Source organism: Neisseria oralis (assembly GCF_045062685.1).
GTDB classification, from domain to species: Bacteria; Pseudomonadota; Gammaproteobacteria; order Burkholderiales; family Neisseriaceae; genus Neisseria; species Neisseria oralis.
Genome location: NZ_JBJGEB010000014.1, coordinates 1 through 16,853 on the forward strand (window position 1 = coordinate 1; position 16,853 = coordinate 16,853).

The 16,853-nt window shown below is 54.1% G+C and carries 20 protein-coding genes; 12 read left to right on the forward strand and 8 right to left on the reverse strand.

What is annotated here, in order from left to right; genetic code table 11:
• Positions 1-85 precede the first annotated feature (85 nt).
• The 4 genes from ACI43T_RS10725 (at position 86) to ACI43T_RS10740 (ending at position 4,048) form a co-directional block, all read left to right on the forward strand.
• Positions 86-316 (forward strand): hypothetical protein, encoded by a 231-nt coding sequence (locus ACI43T_RS10725; protein ID WP_405387007.1) that lies wholly within the window; start codon positions 86-88, stop codon positions 314-316.
• Entirely contained in the window at positions 300-797 is a 498-nt protein-coding gene (locus ACI43T_RS10730; protein WP_314106671.1) for a hypothetical protein, read from the forward strand. The genes ACI43T_RS10725 and ACI43T_RS10730 overlap by 17 nt, the downstream gene beginning before the upstream one ends.
• A 344-nt stretch (positions 798-1,141) precedes the next feature.
• A complete protein-coding gene (locus ACI43T_RS10735) occupies positions 1,142-2,512 on the forward strand; it encodes a diaminobutyrate--2-oxoglutarate transaminase (RefSeq protein ID WP_293279422.1) in 1,371 nt (456 codons plus the stop codon).
• 3 nt (positions 2,513-2,515) lie between these two features.
• Complete coding sequence (locus ACI43T_RS10740; protein ID WP_405387010.1) at positions 2,516-4,048, forward strand: pyridoxal phosphate-dependent decarboxylase family protein; 1,533 nt, start codon at positions 2,516-2,518, stop codon at positions 4,046-4,048.
• 145 nt (positions 4,049-4,193) lie between these two features.
• On the opposite strand, the gene ACI43T_RS10745 is transcribed toward ACI43T_RS10740, so the two are convergent.
• A complete protein-coding gene (locus ACI43T_RS10745; RefSeq protein WP_405387013.1) occupies positions 4,194-4,631 on the reverse strand; it encodes a YiiD C-terminal domain-containing protein in 438 nt (145 codons plus the stop codon).
• A gap of 207 nt (positions 4,632-4,838) precedes the next feature.
• Here ACI43T_RS10745 and ACI43T_RS10750 point away from each other — a divergent pair, with 207 nt between their 5' ends.
• Positions 4,839-5,234, forward strand: coding sequence for a hypothetical protein (locus ACI43T_RS10750; protein ID WP_405387015.1), 396 nt, complete (start codon positions 4,839-4,841; stop codon positions 5,232-5,234).
• 113 nt (positions 5,235-5,347) lie between these two features.
• Here ACI43T_RS10750 and guaA read toward each other — a convergent pair whose 3' ends face one another.
• From guaA to ACI43T_RS10780, 6 genes are all read right to left on the reverse strand, one after another.
• Entirely contained in the window at positions 5,348-6,913 is a 1,566-nt protein-coding gene (guaA, locus tag ACI43T_RS10755; protein WP_405387017.1) for a glutamine-hydrolyzing GMP synthase, read from the reverse strand.
• A 103-nt stretch (positions 6,914-7,016) separates the two neighbouring features.
• Entirely contained in the window at positions 7,017-7,367 is a 351-nt protein-coding gene (locus tag ACI43T_RS10760; RefSeq protein WP_009173329.1) for a hypothetical protein, read from the reverse strand.
• A 144-nt stretch (positions 7,368-7,511) separates the two neighbouring features.
• Positions 7,512-7,964 (reverse strand): hypothetical protein, encoded by a 453-nt coding sequence (locus ACI43T_RS10765; RefSeq protein ID WP_009173330.1) that lies wholly within the window; start codon positions 7,962-7,964, stop codon positions 7,512-7,514.
• Positions 7,965-8,032: 68 nt separating this feature from the next.
• Positions 8,033-8,479 (reverse strand): SsrA-binding protein SmpB, encoded by a 447-nt coding sequence (gene smpB, locus ACI43T_RS10770; protein WP_009173331.1) that lies wholly within the window; start codon positions 8,477-8,479, stop codon positions 8,033-8,035.
• A gap of 57 nt (positions 8,480-8,536) precedes the next feature.
• Positions 8,537-8,758, reverse strand: coding sequence for a DUF1653 domain-containing protein (locus ACI43T_RS10775; RefSeq protein ID WP_009173332.1), 222 nt, complete (start codon positions 8,756-8,758; stop codon positions 8,537-8,539).
• Between the two features lie 213 nt (positions 8,759-8,971).
• Positions 8,972-9,175 carry a cold-shock protein gene (locus tag ACI43T_RS10780; protein WP_002217533.1) on the reverse strand — a complete coding sequence of 68 codons (204 nt, stop codon included), beginning with the start codon at positions 9,173-9,175 and terminating at the stop codon, positions 8,972-8,974.
• A 270-nt stretch (positions 9,176-9,445) separates the two neighbouring features.
• Between ACI43T_RS10780 and clpS the strand changes: the two genes are divergently transcribed.
• Both clpS and clpA read left to right on the forward strand, forming a co-directional pair.
• Positions 9,446-9,763, forward strand: coding sequence for an ATP-dependent Clp protease adapter ClpS (gene clpS, locus ACI43T_RS10785; RefSeq protein ID WP_039850414.1), 318 nt, complete (start codon positions 9,446-9,448; stop codon positions 9,761-9,763).
• Positions 9,764-9,767: 4 nt separating this feature from the next.
• Positions 9,768-12,050 (forward strand): ATP-dependent Clp protease ATP-binding subunit ClpA, encoded by a 2,283-nt coding sequence (gene clpA, locus ACI43T_RS10790; RefSeq protein ID WP_405387022.1) that lies wholly within the window; start codon positions 9,768-9,770, stop codon positions 12,048-12,050.
• Positions 12,051-12,116: 66 nt separating this feature from the next.
• Here clpA and ACI43T_RS10795 read toward each other — a convergent pair whose 3' ends face one another.
• The gene (locus ACI43T_RS10795) at positions 12,117-12,443 is read right to left on the reverse strand and encodes a hypothetical protein (protein WP_405387024.1); all 327 of its coding nucleotides are present in this window, start codon (positions 12,441-12,443) and stop codon (positions 12,117-12,119) included.
• Between the two features lie 161 nt (positions 12,444-12,604).
• Between ACI43T_RS10795 and ACI43T_RS10800 the strand changes: the two genes are divergently transcribed.
• The 5 genes from ACI43T_RS10800 to ACI43T_RS10820 all read left to right on the forward strand — a co-directional run bounded on the left by ACI43T_RS10800 (position 12,605) and on the right by ACI43T_RS10820 (position 16,799).
• Positions 12,605-13,198, forward strand: a complete 594-nt coding sequence (locus ACI43T_RS10800) for a class I SAM-dependent methyltransferase (protein WP_405387026.1) — start codon at positions 12,605-12,607, stop codon at positions 13,196-13,198.
• A gap of 69 nt (positions 13,199-13,267) precedes the next feature.
• Positions 13,268-14,986 carry an arginine--tRNA ligase gene (argS, locus tag ACI43T_RS10805; RefSeq protein ID WP_405387028.1) on the forward strand — a complete coding sequence of 573 codons (1,719 nt, stop codon included), beginning with the start codon at positions 13,268-13,270 and terminating at the stop codon, positions 14,984-14,986.
• Between the two features lie 4 nt (positions 14,987-14,990).
• Positions 14,991-15,170, forward strand: coding sequence for a hypothetical protein (locus ACI43T_RS10810; RefSeq protein ID WP_405387031.1), 180 nt, complete (start codon positions 14,991-14,993; stop codon positions 15,168-15,170).
• Between the two features lie 280 nt (positions 15,171-15,450).
• Positions 15,451-16,122, forward strand: a complete 672-nt coding sequence (gene deoC, locus ACI43T_RS10815; protein WP_405387033.1) for a deoxyribose-phosphate aldolase — start codon at positions 15,451-15,453, stop codon at positions 16,120-16,122.
• A gap of 5 nt (positions 16,123-16,127) precedes the next feature.
• A complete protein-coding gene (locus ACI43T_RS10820) occupies positions 16,128-16,799 on the forward strand; it encodes an aldose epimerase family protein (RefSeq protein ID WP_308025230.1) in 672 nt (223 codons plus the stop codon).
• Positions 16,800-16,853 lie beyond the last annotated feature (54 nt).

Here is a 16,853-nt window from a genome sequence, read left to right on the forward strand (position 1 = left end):
TTTCAATAATGGTGCATGGAAATATAAAAAAGTAGAAGGAATGGTTTTTCAACATCGATTTAATTAAAAATTTTGGAACATTAATATGGTATTTGAACCCGATTTAAAACAATGCGCGTTAAATCAAATGGATATATTAAACCTGCGCGTGATGCGGACCATCCTTGTCCGCATTGGCATACGGGGACTGCCAAATTGGATGACGAAGGTAATGTACAAAGATTTTCAAATGGGGCTTGGCGTTATCGTAATGAAGAAAATGCATTTCTTCATAGATTTAATTGAAAGGATGATTAATAATGAAATTCGAACCTGATTTAAAGTTATGTGAAATTCAACAAAGGCAACTTCTATCACTATGGAAAGAAAATAATTATATGTCTAGGTTGATAGAAACTACTGAACGAACGATCTGTGCACCAGAATCTTTTAACGTTTATCGAAATTTTGGAAAATTAAAATATTTCAAGACGTTAAATGCAGATAAAAAATTAAAAAGTTCTATAAGTAATTTATTAGATGAATATTTTAAGAATGAGGAAAAGGTCTATTTATTATTTTCAGGAAAGTCCTCACAAATAGATAAATTTGCATTATGGGATTATTCTTATCCAATATTTGTTATTAAATATGAGAATGTTAGACACTGGATCGACCTAGCTATAGATGAGAGTTCGTATATGTTGATGGTTTCATCATTAAATTTCAAAATAGTCATTGATATTTCAAATTTAGCTGAAGAAGATCATTCAAATACACGGACGATATATTTAAAAAATTCTGATTTTATTTCATAACTTTTTTGAATCCGTTTTTTCAGACGGCCTGCTCGTTTTCCCCAAAGCAGCTTGCTGCCAGTTTAAATATCCGTTTGATTCCAATTGATTAATCAAGAACAGAGTAAAAACACAAAAAATACTTTCCTTTTTTACAAAACAGTGTACCATTGCCCTTGCCCGCAGGTCGTCTGAAATTTTCAGACGGCCTGCGTTCATAAGGCAGGCGGGCTGGCTGCGCGGTGTGAACCGTATGTCCGGCCCGTACTGAAACCCACCATTCAAGCTTGGTTGCCGGCGTGTTGACGACGTTCCGGCAACCGGGCTTTTTTCTTCAACCCTTATCGATGAGATGGTAATCTGATATGAGCGGTATCCCTGTAAATCCCATTCCCCAAGCTACCAACGAACATTATCTGACCCGTCAGGACGAGATGGAGTCCAACGTCCGCAGTTATCCGCGCAAGCTGCCCTTAGCCATTGCCAAGGCTCAGGGTTGCTGGGTAACGGATGTCGAGGGCAACGAATATCTCGACTGTTTGGCCGGAGCGGGTACGTTGGCTCTGGGTCATAATCACCCGGCAATCATCAAGAGCATTCAAGACACATTGGCCAGCGGCTTGCCACTGCACACGCTGGACATCACCACCCCCCTGAAAGACGCGTTTTCCGAGGCGCTGCTGGCGCATTTCCCCGGCGGGAAAGACGAATACCGCCTGCAATTTTGCGGCCCGACCGGTGCGGATGCGACCGAAGCGGCGGTTAAGCTGGCGAAAACCTTTACCGGACGTGGCAATGTCATCAGCTTTTCCGGCGGTTATCACGGCATGACGCAGGGTTCGCTGGCGCTGACGGGCAACTTGGGTGCGAAAAACGCCGTGCCGAACCTGATGCCGGGCGTACAGTTTTTGCCGTATCCGCACGAATACCGTTGCCCGCTCGGTTTGGGCGGCGAGGCGGGTGTGGATGCGCTGACGTATTATTTCGAGAATTTTATTGAAGACGTAGAAAGCGGCGTGGTCAAACCGGCGGCGGTGATTCTGGAGGCGATTCAGGGTGAGGGCGGCGTTGTGGTCGGCCCGACCAAATGGTTGCGGAAAATCCGCGAAGTTACCGAAAAACACGGTATTTTGATGATTGCGGACGAAGTGCAGGCGGGGTTCTGCCGTTCGGGCAAGATGTTCGCCTTCCAACACGCGGGCATCGAGCCGGACATCGTCGTGATGTCGAAAGCCGTCGGCGGCAGCCTGCCGCTGGCCGTATTGGCGATTAAAAAGAAATTCGACGCATGGCAGCCGGCGGGGCATACGGGCACCTTCCGCGGCAACCAGCTTGCGATGGCGACCGGCTACGCTTCGCTGCGCATCATGCGCGAGCAGGATTTGGCGGGCAACGCGCAGGCGCGCGGCGACTTTATCCGTTCCGAATTAAACAGGTTGGCGCAGGAATTTCCGTGCATCGGCAATGTGCGCGGCCGCGGGCTGATGATAGGCATTGAAATTGTGGACGAGCGCCGGCCTGCCGACCGTATGGGTTCGCTGCCCGCCGATGCGGTGTTGGCGGCCGAAATCCAGAAAGCCTGTTTCAACAACAAACTGCTGCTCGAACGCGGCGGTCGCAACGGCACCGTCGTGCGCCTGCTTGCACCGCTGATTATCACGCAGCAGGAATGCGAAGAACTCATCAAACGCTTCCGGCAATCCGTTGCCGATGCGTTGGAAAGTGTAAGGGGCTGATACATGGTTGATTTTGCCGAACACAAACGGGCTTTGCTGTGCAACGACCCGCAGTCGGCCGCCGATTACCGCGACGCTATGGCCGAAGCGGTGGAAGCCGTTGCCGCGTGGCTGCAAAGCGACAAGATGTACACCGGCGGCAGCATCCGCGAATTGCGTTCCGCCATCCGTTTCCAGCCGTCTTCAGACGGCCTCGGTATGCGGCCGGCCCTGCAACGGCTGACAGGACTGTTTCTCGAAAAAAGCCTGAAGGTGCACCATCCGCACTCGCTGGCGCACCTGCATTGCCCGACGCTGGTCGCCAGCCAAGTGGCGGAAGTGCTGATTAACGCCGCCAACCAGTCGATGGATTCGTGGGACCAAAGCCCTGCCGGTTCGCTGATGGAAGTGCAGATGATCGAGTGGCTGCGCGGAAAAGCCGGATACGGCGCGGGTTCGGCGGGCGTGTTCACCTCCGGCGGCACGCAGTCCAACCTGATGGGCGTGTTGCTCGCGCGTGATGCCTGCATCGCGAAGCACTGGAAAAATTCAGACGGCCTGCAGTGGTCGGTGCAGCGCGACGGCCTTCCGGCGGACGCTTTACAGAAAGTCAAAGTCGTCTGTTCCGAAAACGCGCATTTTTCCGTGCAGAAAAACATGGCGATGATGGGCATGGGCTTCCAGTCCGTCGTAACCGTGCCGGCAGACCGCAACGCCCGAATGGATGTCGGCGCGCTCAGGCGGACGCTGGCCGACCTGCAGGCGCAAGGCAAAATCGTCGCCTGCATCGTCGCCACCGCCGGTACGACCGATGCAGGCGCCATCGATTCGCTGCCCGAAATACGCGCCGCCGCCGATACCTGCGGCGCATGGATGCACCTCGATGCCGCATGGGGCGGCGCATTGCTGCTGTCCAACGAGTTCCGCCACATGATAGACGGCATCGAGCTGACCGACTCGGTAACGCTCGATTTCCACAAGCATTTCTTCCAAAGCATTTCCTGCGGCGCGTTCCTGCTTAAAAACGAGGCGGACTACCGTTTCATGCACTACGAGGCCGAATACCTCAATTCCGCTTACGACGAGGAACACGGCGTGCCCAACCTTGTTTCCAAATCGCTGCAAACCACCCGCCGCTTCGACGCCCTGAAACTCTGGTTCACCATCGAAGCCTTGGGCGAAAAGCGTTACGGTTCGATGATAGACCACGGCATCCGGCTTGCGCGCCAAACCGCCGGATACATCCAAGCCGCCGAAGGTTTGGAGCTTTTGGTCGAGCCGCAGTTTGCGTCCGTCCTGTTCCGCGTCAAACCGCAGGGCTATCCCGATAAGTTTGTCGATAGTCTGAACCAAAACGTCGCCGACGAACTCTTCGCGCGCGGCGAAGCCAATATCGGCGTAACCAAAGTCAACGGCGTGCAGTCGTTGAAAATGACCCTCCTCAGCCCCGTAGCCACTTTCGAAGACGTACAAAACCTGCTCTCATTGGTGCTGGCCGAAGCCGAAAGGATTAAGGACGACATCGCGGCCGGGGTTTATGTCCCGCCGGTGGATTAGGGCGGCGTTTAAAAGGCCGTCTGAAAAATAAGACATGGTTTTCAGACGGCCTTTCGCTCCTTTCTAGGCAAATCGCGGCAGTCCGGCGCAACCGCCGAACATATACGGCGGCTAAGGAATGGAGGCCGTCTGAAACTTTCCGCGTTCAGTTTTTCAATGCCACAAACGTTCCGGTAAAGACCGCCGCCAGTTCTCCCTCCGAAAACACTTCCGTTTTCAAGACGATTTTCCCTTTGCCGCGGCGGGCGAACATGTCGCGCATTTCCTGCCAGTCTTCGGCGCCGGCGCTGCGGGTAACGGCGTTCAGACCGTTGCGCGCCGGACGCAGGTAGCGGGTTTCGCCCTGTTGTATCACGATATTGCCGTCGGCTTCGGGGAAATGCGTGTGTACCGCCGCCCAGCCGCAGGTAGTCGCAACCAGTGCGATACTGCCGCCGAACACGGTGTTTTTGTGGTTGCGGTTGGGAGCGTGTGGCGCGGATAGTACGGTTTTCTCCTCATCCGATGCCACGACCTCCAAGCCCAGCGCAGCGGTGGCGGGGATGTGCCGGTGGAGAAAAGCCTGTAATGTTTTCGGTGTCATGGTTGGCCTGCCTATCGTTTTGGGATAGAATCCCGCAGTTAACGGCAACGGGCGGGTTGCGGAGAATCGCGCATCGGTTTTCGAAGCGGATGGCCCGGCCGCAAAATCAAATTTTTTGTTTCATGAAATCTGGGAGTTTAATATGAAACATTCTGTGTCCGGCCGCTGCCGGTGCGATATTTTCAGTTTTGTCGGAGCAGTGTAATCATGCGCAAACTGTTCGGTATCTTCATTCTCTCTGTCGCCTGCTGCATGATTGCGGGCGCGGATATGCTGCTCTTTGCCAAAACCGAAACCTACCAACTGATGTTCTTCGGCGGCTATGCGGTTTCGGCGCTTCTGCTGGTGCTTCTCGGCCTGCTTTGCGCCCGCGACAGGCGGTTATATTCGCTGGGTATGACGCTGTTGGGCGCTTCGCTGGTAATGTGGTCCTCTGTCGTCGTCGCCGCTTTTTTATACTCCAGTCACAAATGGCATGCCCGAATGCCTTTCGATTTGCTTGAAGTGTTCGGCAACCGGCAGGCCGGATTCGTGGTGCTGGTTTTCCAAACATTGCTCAGTATCTGGCTGGTGTGGCAGTTTCGCAAGCCTGAAGAAGCATAAACCCGTTTTTCAGACGGCCTCAAGATAAAAAACGAATGATAAAAGACCCGCAAAAACGGGTCTTTTATTATTGCCGCATCAGCTCGTGTTCAGATTCGGACGTGCGGCGCATCTCACTCCCACTCAATCGTGGCAGGCGGTTTGCCGCTTACGTCGTAAACCACGCGGTTGATGCCTTTGACTTCGTTGATGATGCGGTTGGACACGCGTCCGAGCAGTGAGTATGGCAGTTCTGCCCAGTGTGCGGTCATGAAGTCGCTGGTGATGACTGCGCGCAACGCTACGACGTAATCGTAAGTTCGCCCGTCGCCCATTACGCCGACGGATTTTACGGGCAGGAACACGGCGAAGGCTTGGCTGGTCAGGTCGTACCAAGACGTGCCGTTTTCGTCGGTAATGTTGCGCAATTCTTGGATGAAAATATCGTCCGCCTGACGCAGCAAATCGGCGTATTCTTTTTTCACTTCGCCCAAGATACGCACGCCCAAGCCGGGGCCTGGGAACGGATGTCGGTACACCATTTCGCGCGGCAAGCCCAAAGCGACGCCCAGTTCGCGCACTTCGTCTTTAAACAAGTCGCGCAACGGCTCAAGCAGCTTGAGCTTCATGTTTTCAGGCAGACCGCCGACATTGTGATGCGATTTGATGGCGTGGGCTTTTTTGGTTTTCGCGCCTGCGGATTCGATGACGTCGGGGTAAATCGTACCTTGCGCCAGCCATTTGGCGTTGGTAAGTTTTTTCTCCTCGGCATCAAATACTTCGATGAATTCCGCGCCGATGATTTTGCGTTTTTTCTCGGGGTCGGTGACGCCGGCGAGTTTCGCCATAAATTGCTCTTCGGCATCGACGTGAATCACTTTCACACCCAAGTTGCGGGCGAACATATCCATCACCATTTTGCCTTCGTTCAGGCGCAAGAGGCCGTGATCGACGAACACGCAAGTCAGTTGGTCGCCGATGGCACGGTGAATCAGCGCGGCGGCTACGGAAGAATCCACGCCGCCCGACAGACCCAAAATCACTTCGTCGCTGCCGACCTGTTCGCGGATTTTGGCAACGGCTTCTTCGATGTAGTTCGGCATGGTCCAGCTAGGTTGCGCGCCGCAGATGTCCAAGACAAAGCGGTTCAACAGGGCGCGGCCTTGTTTGGTGTGGGTAACTTCGGGGTGGAATTGGATGCCGTAGAATTGTTTTTCAACGTTTTCCATCATGGCAATCGGGCATGACGGGGTATCGCCGATGACGGCAAAACCGTTGGGCAGTTTGGACACTTTGTCACCGTGGCTCATCCATACGTCCAGCGTATTGGGCGCGTCGTCGTAAATATCGCGGGTCAGTTCGCTATCGATGGTTTTGACTTGCGCGTAACCGAATTCGCGCTGGTTGCCGGGCTGCACTTCGCCGCCCAAGTGGTGCGCCATAAACTGCATTCCGTAGCAGATGCCCAAAACCGGAATACCCAAATCGAAGATGCCGGTATCGGCTTGGTAGTCGGATTCGTAAACGGAATTAGGACCGCCAGAGAGGATGATGCCTTTCGGATTGAAGGCTTTAATTTCGTCCAAAGGCATGTCGAAGGAATGCAGCTCGCAGTAAACATGGGCTTCGCGCACGCGGCGGGCGATAAGCTGGGTAACTTGCGAACCGAAGTCGAGGATGAGGATTTTGTCTTGGGTCATGGCTGGTTTCGGATGGATGGTCGGTCGGATACGGCTGCGAATAAGGCCGTCTGAAAATGCGGCATTGTAACATTTTCAGACGGCCTTTTCTAAGAAATGTAGGCTATTTGCCGTCGTCCGTTTTTACTTGTTTGTTCTGTTTGTAAGGCACGATGCTGCTGCGGGACAACAAAAGCATGCAGCCCAATACCATCATACCCAGCGCCACTAGGGGCGAGAAACCGACCCAGTATTGCGTGTGCAGGTAAACCGCCGCGCCCGCGTAAATCAGCATCGGACCGGAAACAACGGATTGCTTGTTGATGCCGTCGAACACCATCACGATAATGCCGACGACGGCCAAGCCGATGGCAATCAGGGTGGAAGTGGCGGGCAGGATGTCGGTGGATTTTAAAAACCAAATGGCGCCGAACAGGATTAAAAACAGCGGCAGGGAAAGTGAGGCTTGAGGCATCGTAATGCTCCGAATCGGATTTCAGACGGCCTCAATTATTGGGTCGGCGGGGTCGTCTGAAAAGAGTGGTGATGGCAATCTTGCGTGTGTTTTTGCAAACATTGGGTGCGGCGTGTAAATACCGGCGGCAAAAAATCGGAAGGGTTATTCCGCTTTTTTGCCCAGCAGGCGGGCGACGATGCCGTCGACCTGCCGCTGCAAATCGGGCGAAGTGCGGTAGGATTTCTCATCGTCCGACGAATAGCCCAGAGAGCTGACCACATAATCGGGCGTACGCAGGATCACGTCGGCTTTGCGGATGGTTTCGGCATTGCCGGCAACTCGGAAATAGCGCAGGTTATAGCGGCATTCCGGCCCGTACAGGCGTTGCCGCTGGTCGGGCGACAGGATTTCGCTGCTGATGCCTTGTTTTTCCAATGCGGCGGCAAACAATTTGTCCAAATCGGCCTGACGGGTTACTTTGGGATTTTTAATGATGCAGACGTGGCGGATATTTGCCGCTTCTTCCGGTTTGACCAATTTGATTTTAGACGATGTACCGCATGCGTTTAGCAGCATTACCGAGGCTGCCGCTGCCAGGATATATTTTTGCTTCATGTTGTTTCCTTTGTTTTATCGGAGCCGATAAAGGGTAGAGGGGATGTTTCGGCGGATTGCCGGAAGCATCAGCGGGTTTGCTTCATCAGGCGCTGTTTTTCGCGTTTCCAATCGGCTTCTTTCAGGCTTTGGCGTTTGTCGTGTTGTTTTTTGCCTTTTGCCAAGCCGATGTCCATTTTGATTTTGCCGCGGTTATAGTGCAGGTTGAGCGGGACGACGGTGTAACCCGCGCGTTCGGTTTTGCCGATGAGTTTGTTGATTTCCGAACGGTTCAGCAGCAGTTTGCGTTGGCGGACAGGATCGGGTTTGACATGTGTGGAAGCAGTCGGCAGCGCGGTAATGTGGCAGCCGACCAAATAGAAAGCATCTTTTTTCCAATGGATATAGCTTTCTTTAAGCTGCACGCGGCCCGCGCGTACGGCTTTGACTTCCCAGCCTTCCAAAACGAGGCCGGCTTCGAGCTGGTCTTCGATGAAAAAGTCGTGGAAGGCTTTTTTATTGTTGGCAATACTCATAAATCTGATTCTTCTGATTTTTTTCAGACGGCCTATTTTATCAGGCCGTCTGAAAAATTAAAACGCGTTAATCAGGCTGAAACGCGGCAGCGGTTCGCCGTCGATTTCCACCGTTTCCGTAAACATGGCGGCGGGGCGCGCCCACAGGCCGTAATCGCCGTAGAGGGCGCGGTAGACAATCAGTTCTTCTTCGGTTTCACTGTGTTTTGCCGTACCGACGACTTCGTAGAGGCCGCCTTTGAAATGGCGGTAGATGCCGGGTTTAATCGTTGTTTTCATTTCGGATGTGTGCTGGTAACAGCGGTTGATACGTTTGATGGATTCGGCGCCGTCCGGTTTGTCTGCCGTCGGAGAAGCGGCCGATGAGTTTGCCAAAGCAGGCAGGAATCAGTCCGTCATCTTGCAATCCGGTTGCCGCAGCCGGAACAGACAATAAAAAAATGGCGGGATTCTGAAAACCCGCCATGATTTCTGCGGCCAAAGCCGCCCAAATCAAGCCGCCTGGATGTTGGCTGCCTGTTTGCCTTTAGGGCCGGTGGTTACGTCGAAAGACACGCGTTGGCCTTCTTTCAGGGTTTTGAAACCTTCCATGTTGATGGCCGAGAAATGTGCGAACAAATCTTCGCCGCCTTCGTCGGGAGTGATGAAACCAAAACCTTTAGCGTCGTTGAACCATTTTACGATACCGGTTGCCATTTAAAACTTCCTATACTAAAAAAATTAATAAAAACAGCAAATTAAGGCAATGCGGAAAACCTAAAAGTTTCTTGTTTCTCCCAGAAAACATTTATGCTTGTTCGAGTGCCAACTTCTGCTTAAGCGGCTTTTTACATTTGTTAAACTGAAACGTCAAGTATTTTTAGGAAAAAACAGAAAATTTATTAAAATGGGTCAAAAAACAACAGAAAAAATGTGAAATCGGCGTTATCCTTACCGTTTGAAAATCCTTTCAGAACCACATATAAAATGAACCGACCGAACACTTCCCACGAATCCGACACGCTTTTAAACGAAAACGACCGGAAAACGGCGCCGCCCAAACGTTACGGCGTTTTCCTGCTCAACGACGATTACACCACGATGGATTTCGTGGTGGAAGTGCTGAGCGAGGTTTTTATGTTGGGCGAAGAGCAGGCGGTGGCGGTGATGCTGCTGGTGCACCACGAAGGCAAGGGCCTGTGCGGCACTTACACGCGCGACATCGCGCAGACCAAGCAGCTACAGGTTATGCAGCGGGCGAAGGCCGCGGGGCACCCTCTGCAATGTACAGTCGAGGAGATTTAGCGACATGATTTCAGCCGAATTAGAAAAAATTTTCCAACTGCTTTACAGTCGGGCGCGTTCGCAGCATTACGAATTTATCAGCCTGGAACATTTGCTGCTGGTGATGATTGAAAAGGACGATGATGTCAGAAGCGTGCTGGAAAACTGCCATGCCGATTTGAAACTGCTGTCGCAGCAGCTTGAAGAAAGCATTGCCGAAAACACGCCGAAGATACCCGACCATCTGCTCGATACGGCGGAAACCCAGCCGACGCTCGGATTCCAGCGCGTCATCCAACGCGCGATGGTGCATACCCAGTCGGCGGGGAAATCAGCCGTCGCTCCGCTGGACGTGCTGGTGGCGCTGATGGGCGAAACCGACAGCCATGCCGTATATTTCCTCAAGCTCCAGTCTGTAACCCGTTACGAAATACTGCGCTGTATCGCACACGGCGCGGGTTTCTCCGAACAGAGCGATTCAGACGGCCCCAATCAGGACGACGAAGGCAATATCGAGAATAAGGGCGACGCGCTGGCGGACTACACCGTCAACCTCAACGCCGAAGTCAAAGCCGGCCGCATCGACCCCTTAATCGGCAGAAAGCACGAAATGGAACGGCTGGTGCAAATCCTGTGCCGCCGCCGCAAAAACAATCCGCTTTTAGTCGGCGAAGCAGGCGTGGGCAAAACCGCGCTGGCGGAAGGCTTGGCGCATCAAATCGTCAACGGCGACATTCCCGACGCGCTCAAAGCGGCCGAAGTTTATGCGCTGGATATGGGTTCGCTTTTGGCGGGCACGAAATACCGCGGCGACTTTGAAGCGCGGATCAAATCCATATTGAAACAGCTCGAAAAAATCCCGCACGCCATTTTGTTTATCGACGAAATCCACACCATCATCGGCGCAGGCAGCACCAGCGGCGGCACGATGGACGCGTCCAACCTGCTCAAACCCGCGCTGGCGAAAGGCTCGCTGCGTTGCATCGGCGCAACCACCTACGACGAATACCGCACCATTTTCGACAAAGACCACGCCCTAAGCCGCCGCTTCCAAAAAATCGACGTGGTCGAACCCACCGTCGCCGAAACCGTACAAATCCTGCGCGGCTTGAAACCGATGTTTGAAGGTTTCCACCAAGTCCGCTACACGCAAGGCGCACTCGAAGCCGCCGCCGAACTCTCCGCGCGCTACATCAACGAGCGCTTCCTGCCCGACAAAGCCATCGACGTAATGGACGAAGCAGGCGCGGCGCAACGGATTCTGCCCAAATCCAAACAGAAAAAAGTCATCGGCAAAGCGCAAATCGAAACCGTCATCGCCAAAGTCGCGCGGATTCCTGAAAAAACCGTGTCGCACGACGACAAACAAGTGCTGCAATTCCTCGGTCGTGATTTGAAAAACATGGTTTACGGTCAGGAAAACGCCATTGACGCGTTGGTTGCCGCCGTCAAAATGTCGCGCTCCGGCCTCGCCCTGCCTGACAAACCCATAGGCTGCTTCCTCTTCTCCGGTCCGACCGGCGTCGGCAAAACCGAAGTCGCCAAACAGCTTGCCTACTCGATGGGCGTACCGCTGCAACGCTTCGACATGTCCGAATACATGGAACGCCACGCCGTATCGCGCCTTATCGGTGCGCCGCCGGGCTACGTCGGCTTCGAACAGGGCGGCCTTTTGACCGAAGCCGTTAATAAACAGCCGCATTGCGTGTTGCTCTTGGACGAAATCGAAAAAGCCCATCCCGACATTTTCAACGTCCTCCTGCAAGTCATGGACGCAGGCAAACTGACCGACAACAACGGCAAGAGCGCCGATTTCCGCAACGTCATCCTGATTATGACCACCAACGCAGGCGCGGAAAGCCTCAGCCGCCCCAGTCTCGGCTTTACCGCCAAACGCGAACGCGGCGACGAAATGCAGGCGATCAACAAACTCTTCACGCCTGAGTTCCGCAACCGCTTGGACGCAATTATCCCGTTTGCACCCCTGTCCGAACCCATCATCGCCAAAGTCGTGGACAAATTCCTGCTCCAGCTCGAACACCAGCTCCTCGACAAAAAAGTCGAAGCCGAATTCACGCCGGCATTGCGCAAATATCTGGCGGAAAAAGGTTTCGACCCGCAAATGGGCGCGCGCCCGATGCACCGCCTGATTCAGGAAAAAATCCGCAAACCGCTCGCCGACGAACTCCTGTTCGGCAAACTCGCCGACGGCGGCTTCGTGCGGATAGACTGGGATGCGGCGAAAGAAGAAGCCGTGTTGAAATTCAAGAAAAACGCCGGATGGAAGCAAACCGAAACCGCCGTATGAACTAAAGAGGCCGTCTGAAAACCCTATCGCAGTTTTTCAGACGGCCTCTTTAGTTCCGATACCGCATCATTTGACCAGCGTAATCTTAACCGAAGAATTTTCCCGCGCCACCGCTTCGATAACGTCCCGCCCGCCGAACTTCAACACTTCGCCCGCGCCGACGGGATGTTTTTCGTCGGTGTTCAATGTAGCGTCGAAACGGCCTTTGCCGACGGCAAAGAGTACGGTTCGGAAATCTTCGTGTGCATGGGGTTTGATGGTTTCTCTTTTTTTCATGTCTTTTTTCACCACCGTATCATTTTCGCCGCTGACTACGTCGTCAGGAGCGGCAAATACAGGTGAAGCAAACAGAGCGGCAAGCATCAGGCAGGGCGCGCTGCGGGTCGGATTCATGATTTTCCTTTCCTGATTAAAGGGATAACAGATTCGGATAAGCACGGAAATTATTTCTATTTACGGTTTGACGGACATATCAGGCCGTCTGAAACCACAGTCTTGCGGCAGGGCAGACAGCCTGCCTGCCCTCGAAAAACTATCCTGAGAATGGAGCGACGATGAACAAATGGGACCAACGCTACGCGGTCGAAGAATTTATTTTTGGTACCGAACCGCATGATTTTGTCCGGCGCGTCCGGCCGTATCTGCCCGCGGCGGGCAGGGCGTTGGATTTGGCGACGGGAGAAGGGCGTAACGGCGTGTTTCTGGCGCAATGCGGACTGAGTGCGGAAGGGGTGGACAGTTCGCCGGTTGCCGTTGCCAAGGCCGAGAAAATGGCCGCGCTCAAAGGCGTGGATTTTGCCGTGCGGGTGGCGGATATTACCGCGATGCGGATGCCGCCCGGACATTATGCGGTTATCAGTTCGGTATGCTGCCATTTTGCCGAACCCGTCCGCAGCCGGCTGGCGCGGGGCATTGTCGACGCGCTGGTTTCAGACGGCCTCTTTATCGGCGTGTTCTACCATCCCGAGCAGGCGGCGCTGGAAAAAGGGCCGAAAGACCCGACGGTTTTGGCCGATATGGCGGAGCTTCAGACGGCCTTTCGCGGGCTGGAGTGGCTGATCGCGGAACACCGCCGCACGGGGGAGGGCGGGGACGCGCGTTCCACCGTCTGCCTTTTGGGGCGGAAGACGCTTTCAGACGGCATTTAAAGCTGTTTATGGGCGGCAAATTCTTTTAAAATACCGCCTGATTTGAATTTAACCGAAAGACCGAACTTCATGAACCTACATCAAACCGTCGAACGCGAAGCCGCCGCCGCCTTTGCCGCCGCAGGCATTGCCGACAGCCCCGTTGTTTTGCAGCCGACCAAAAACGCCGAACACGGCGATTTCCAAATCAACGGCGTGATGGGTGCGGCGAAAAAAGCCAAACAAAATCCGCGCGAATTGGCGCAAAAGGTCGCCGAAGCATTGGCGGAAAACGCCGTGATTGAAAGCGCAGAAGTGGCCGGTCCCGGCTTCATCAATCTGCGCCTTCTCCCCGAATTTCTCGCCCAAAACATTCATGCGGCTTTGAACGACGCGCGTTTCGGCATAGCGAAAACCGACAAACCGCAAACCGTCGTTATCGACTATTCCTCGCCCAATCTGGCAAAGGAAATGCACGTCGGCCACCTGCGTTCCAGCATCATCGGCGACAGCATTTCGCGCGTGTTGGAATTTATGGGCAACACCGTCATCCGTCAAAACCACGTCGGCGACTGGGGTACGCAGTTCGGCATGTTGGTCGCCTATTTGGTCGAGCAGCAAAAAGATAATGCCGCGTTTGAGTTGGCGGATTTGGAGCAGTTTTACCGCGCCGCCAAAGTGCGCTTTGACGAAGACCCTGCCTTTGCCGACACCGCGCGCGAATACGTTGTGAAGCTGCAAGGCGGCGATGAAACCGTGTTGGCGTTGTGGAAACAGTTTGTCGATATTTCGCTCTCGCACGCCCAAGCCGTTTACGACACGCTGGGCTTGAAGCTGCGCCCTGAGGACGTGGCGGGCGAATCGAAATACAACGACGATTTGCAGCCCGTGGTCGATGATTTGGTTCAAAAAGGTCTGGCGGTCGAAGACGACGGCGCGAAAGTCGTGTTCTTGGATGAGTTCAAAAACAAAGAAGGCGAACCCGCCGCGTTTATCGTGCAAAAACAAGGCGGCGGCTTCCTTTACGCCTCTACCGATTTGGCGTGCCTGCGCTACCGCATAGGTCGTCTGAAAGCCGACCGCCTGCTGTACGTCGTCGACCACCGCCAAGCCCTGCATTTCGAACAACTTTTCACCACTTCCCGCAAAGCAGGCTATCTGCCGGAAGATGCCAAAGCCGAGTTTATCGGCTTCGGCACCATGATGGGTAAAGACGGCAAACCGTTCAAAACCCGCAGCGGCGACACCGTGAAACTGGTTGACCTGCTGACCGAAGCCGTCGAGCGCGCCAGCGCTTTGGTGAAAGAAAAAAATCCCGAATTGGGCGCGGATGAAGCGGCGAAAATTGGCAAAACCGTCGGCATCGGCGCGGTCAAATACGCCGATTTGAGCAAAAACCGCACCAGCGATTATGTGTTCGACTGGGACGCCATGCTCTCGTTTGAAGGCAACACCGCCCCCTACCTGCAATACGCCTATACCCGCGTGCAAAGCGTGTTCCGCAAAGCCGGCGAATGGGACGCAACCGCGTCAACCGTTTTGAGCGAACCGCTGGAAAAACAGCTTGCCGCCGAGCTGCTGAAATTCGAAGACGTGCTGCAAAGCGTGGCGGACACGGCGTATCCGCACTACCTCGCCGCCTACCTCTACCAAACCGCCACCCTGTTCAGCCGCTTCTACGAAGCCTGCCCGATACTCAAAGCCGAAGGCGCAACCCGCAACAGCCGCCTGCAACTGGCGAAGCTCACCGGCGACACGCTGAAACAAGGCTTGGATTTACTGGGCATTGATGTGTTGGATGTGATGTAGGGGTATGAAAATCAAAAGGCCGTCTGAAATGTTTTCAGACGGCCTTTTTACTGTGAAATCGTTTATGGGAAACCAGTTTCACAGCGGGCATTCGGACAGGGCGTGGAAGCGGACGGATATAGCGCGGTTTGCACGGCTGGGCGGAGCAGGGAAGGGCAGGCTGCACGGCAGGGGAGCGGCATGAACGGTTTGTTCGGGCGGGGCCGTCTGAAAAATATTTTTCAGACGGCCCCGGTTTATCCGCCGTTCCCGCACAGACGAAAATCATGGCCGCAACCCGAAACTTCAGATTTCCGCCTGCGCAGGAATGACGGGCAACAGGTTCATTTGTTATATATTTGAAATAAATCAAACTTTCTATTTTGTGGTTTGATAAAGACAAACCGGCTATGTAGTATTTCCATATGATTGACAGTGATTTTGCGTTTGTAAAATTTTATGGACAACCGGCAAAGGAGTTTCTGATGAACCAAAGCAAATTAATCGACCATACCCTTTTGGCAGCTCAGGCGACGCAGGCGCAGGTAGCGCGGCTTTGCGACGAAGCGGCGGAATACGGGTTTTGTTCCGTGTGTGTGAACCCTGCGCGGGTGGCTTTTGCGAAAGCGCAGTTGGCGGGGACGGACGTGAAGGTCTGCACCGTTATCGGATTTCCTCTGGGGGCGGCCACTTCCTCGGCCAAGGCTTTCGAAACGAAAGATGCGATTGCAAACGGTGCGGACGAAGTGGATATGGTCATGAATATCGGCTTGGCCAAAGACGGCGACTGGGCCGGTGTGGAAGCGGACATCAGAGCCGTTGTGGCGGCTGCGGACGGCAAGGCTTTGGTGAAGGTTATTTTGGAAATTTGTCTGCTTACTGAAGAAGAAATCCGCAAGGCGTGCGCCTGTGCTTTGGCGGCCGGAGCGGATTTCGTGAAAACGTCGACCGGTTTTTCAACCGGCGGAGCAACGGTGGAAGCCGTGCGCCTGATGCGGGAGTGCGTAGGGAATAAAATGGGAGTGAAGGCTTCGGGAGGAGTGCGCACCGCCCGAGATATGGCAGCCATGGTTGCCGCGGGGGCCAGCCGTATTGGGGCGTCTGCGGGCGTGGCGTTGCTTAACGACAGTTCAGGAGAGATGAATCATGATTATTAAAACCAGTGCCCGTCAGTTGTCCGACGGAAGTCGATGAAAACAGCGTCCGCGTCGTCAGTGAATACGAATACGTGCGCGGCTTCGGCCACCACTATCTGGCTTCGCCGTCGGTAACGCTGACGGCGGGCAGCCCGCGTTTCGACATCGGTATGCGGGTGGAAAACCTGTCCGCTTACCAGCCGATGCCGCTGCTGTATATGTGTCATATGAACTATGCCTATGCCGAGCAGGGGCAGATGCGGCAGAACCTGCCCGACAGCGCGTTCCAACTGCGCCGCACCGTACCGCTGCACGTGCATCCGACGCCGCAGTGGCAGGAGTTCAACCGGGCTATCCTGAACGGGGAAGTGGACGGCAGCGTTTTGGACCGCCCCGACTGCTACGACCCCGAAATCGTATATTTCGCCGACAATCTGGCGCAATACGGCGACCATTTGGAATTCGAGATTTACCATCCGGTAACGCAGACTACGTTCAGCACGCGCTTTTCCAGCCAAGAGTTCCCGCATGCCACCCGCTGGATTCTGAACAATCCCGACCAAAAAGTCGCCGCGTTCGTACTGCCCGCTACCGCGCGTCCCGAAGGCTATCTGGCGGCGGAAAAAGCAGGCACGCTGCAATGGCTGCAACCGGGCGAGGCCAAATCGTTTACCGTCAACACGGGAATCAAAGACTAGAGCCGGGGTCAAACCCGGGTATGACGGTATTTCCGCATCAAGGTAATTTATTTA

What these genes read in the sequence shown, in the direction of transcription:
- ACI43T_RS10780 (WP_002217533.1), bottom strand. Translation starts at nt 9,175, where the DNA reads ATGGCAACCGGTATCGTAAAATGGTTCAACGACGCTAAAGGTTTTGGT.
- argS (WP_405387028.1), top strand. Translation starts at nt 13,268, where the DNA reads ATGAACCTACATCAAACCGTCGAACGCGAAGCCGCCGCCGCCTTTGCC.
- ACI43T_RS10765 (WP_009173330.1), bottom strand. Translation starts at nt 7,964, where the DNA reads ATGAAGCAAAAATATATCCTGGCAGCGGCAGCCTCGGTAATGCTGCTA.
- ACI43T_RS10735 (WP_293279422.1), top strand. Translation starts at nt 1,142, where the DNA reads ATGAGCGGTATCCCTGTAAATCCCATTCCCCAAGCTACCAACGAACAT.
- ACI43T_RS10810 (WP_405387031.1), top strand. Translation starts at nt 14,991, where the DNA reads ATGAAAATCAAAAGGCCGTCTGAAATGTTTTCAGACGGCCTTTTTACT.
- ACI43T_RS10775 (WP_009173332.1), bottom strand. Translation starts at nt 8,758, where the DNA reads ATGAAAACAACGATTAAACCCGGCATCTACCGCCATTTCAAAGGCGGC.
- ACI43T_RS10725 (WP_405387007.1), top strand. Translation starts at nt 86, where the DNA reads ATGGTATTTGAACCCGATTTAAAACAATGCGCGTTAAATCAAATGGAT.
- ACI43T_RS10745 (WP_405387013.1), bottom strand. Translation starts at nt 4,631, where the DNA reads ATGACACCGAAAACATTACAGGCTTTTCTCCACCGGCACATCCCCGCC.
- ACI43T_RS10750 (WP_405387015.1), top strand. Translation starts at nt 4,839, where the DNA reads ATGCGCAAACTGTTCGGTATCTTCATTCTCTCTGTCGCCTGCTGCATG.
- deoC (WP_405387033.1), top strand. Translation starts at nt 15,451, where the DNA reads ATGAACCAAAGCAAATTAATCGACCATACCCTTTTGGCAGCTCAGGCG.
- clpA (WP_405387022.1), top strand. Translation starts at nt 9,768, where the DNA reads ATGATTTCAGCCGAATTAGAAAAAATTTTCCAACTGCTTTACAGTCGG.
- smpB (WP_009173331.1), bottom strand. Translation starts at nt 8,479, where the DNA reads ATGAGTATTGCCAACAATAAAAAAGCCTTCCACGACTTTTTCATCGAA.
- clpS (WP_039850414.1), top strand. Translation starts at nt 9,446, where the DNA reads ATGAACCGACCGAACACTTCCCACGAATCCGACACGCTTTTAAACGAA.
- ACI43T_RS10760 (WP_009173329.1), bottom strand. Translation starts at nt 7,367, where the DNA reads ATGCCTCAAGCCTCACTTTCCCTGCCGCTGTTTTTAATCCTGTTCGGC.
- ACI43T_RS10795 (WP_405387024.1), bottom strand. Translation starts at nt 12,443, where the DNA reads ATGAATCCGACCCGCAGCGCGCCCTGCCTGATGCTTGCCGCTCTGTTT.
- ACI43T_RS10730 (WP_314106671.1), top strand. Translation starts at nt 300, where the DNA reads ATGAAATTCGAACCTGATTTAAAGTTATGTGAAATTCAACAAAGGCAA.
- guaA (WP_405387017.1), bottom strand. Translation starts at nt 6,913, where the DNA reads ATGACCCAAGACAAAATCCTCATCCTCGACTTCGGTTCGCAAGTTACC.
- ACI43T_RS10800 (WP_405387026.1), top strand. Translation starts at nt 12,605, where the DNA reads ATGAACAAATGGGACCAACGCTACGCGGTCGAAGAATTTATTTTTGGT.
- ACI43T_RS10740 (WP_405387010.1), top strand. Translation starts at nt 2,516, where the DNA reads ATGGTTGATTTTGCCGAACACAAACGGGCTTTGCTGTGCAACGACCCG.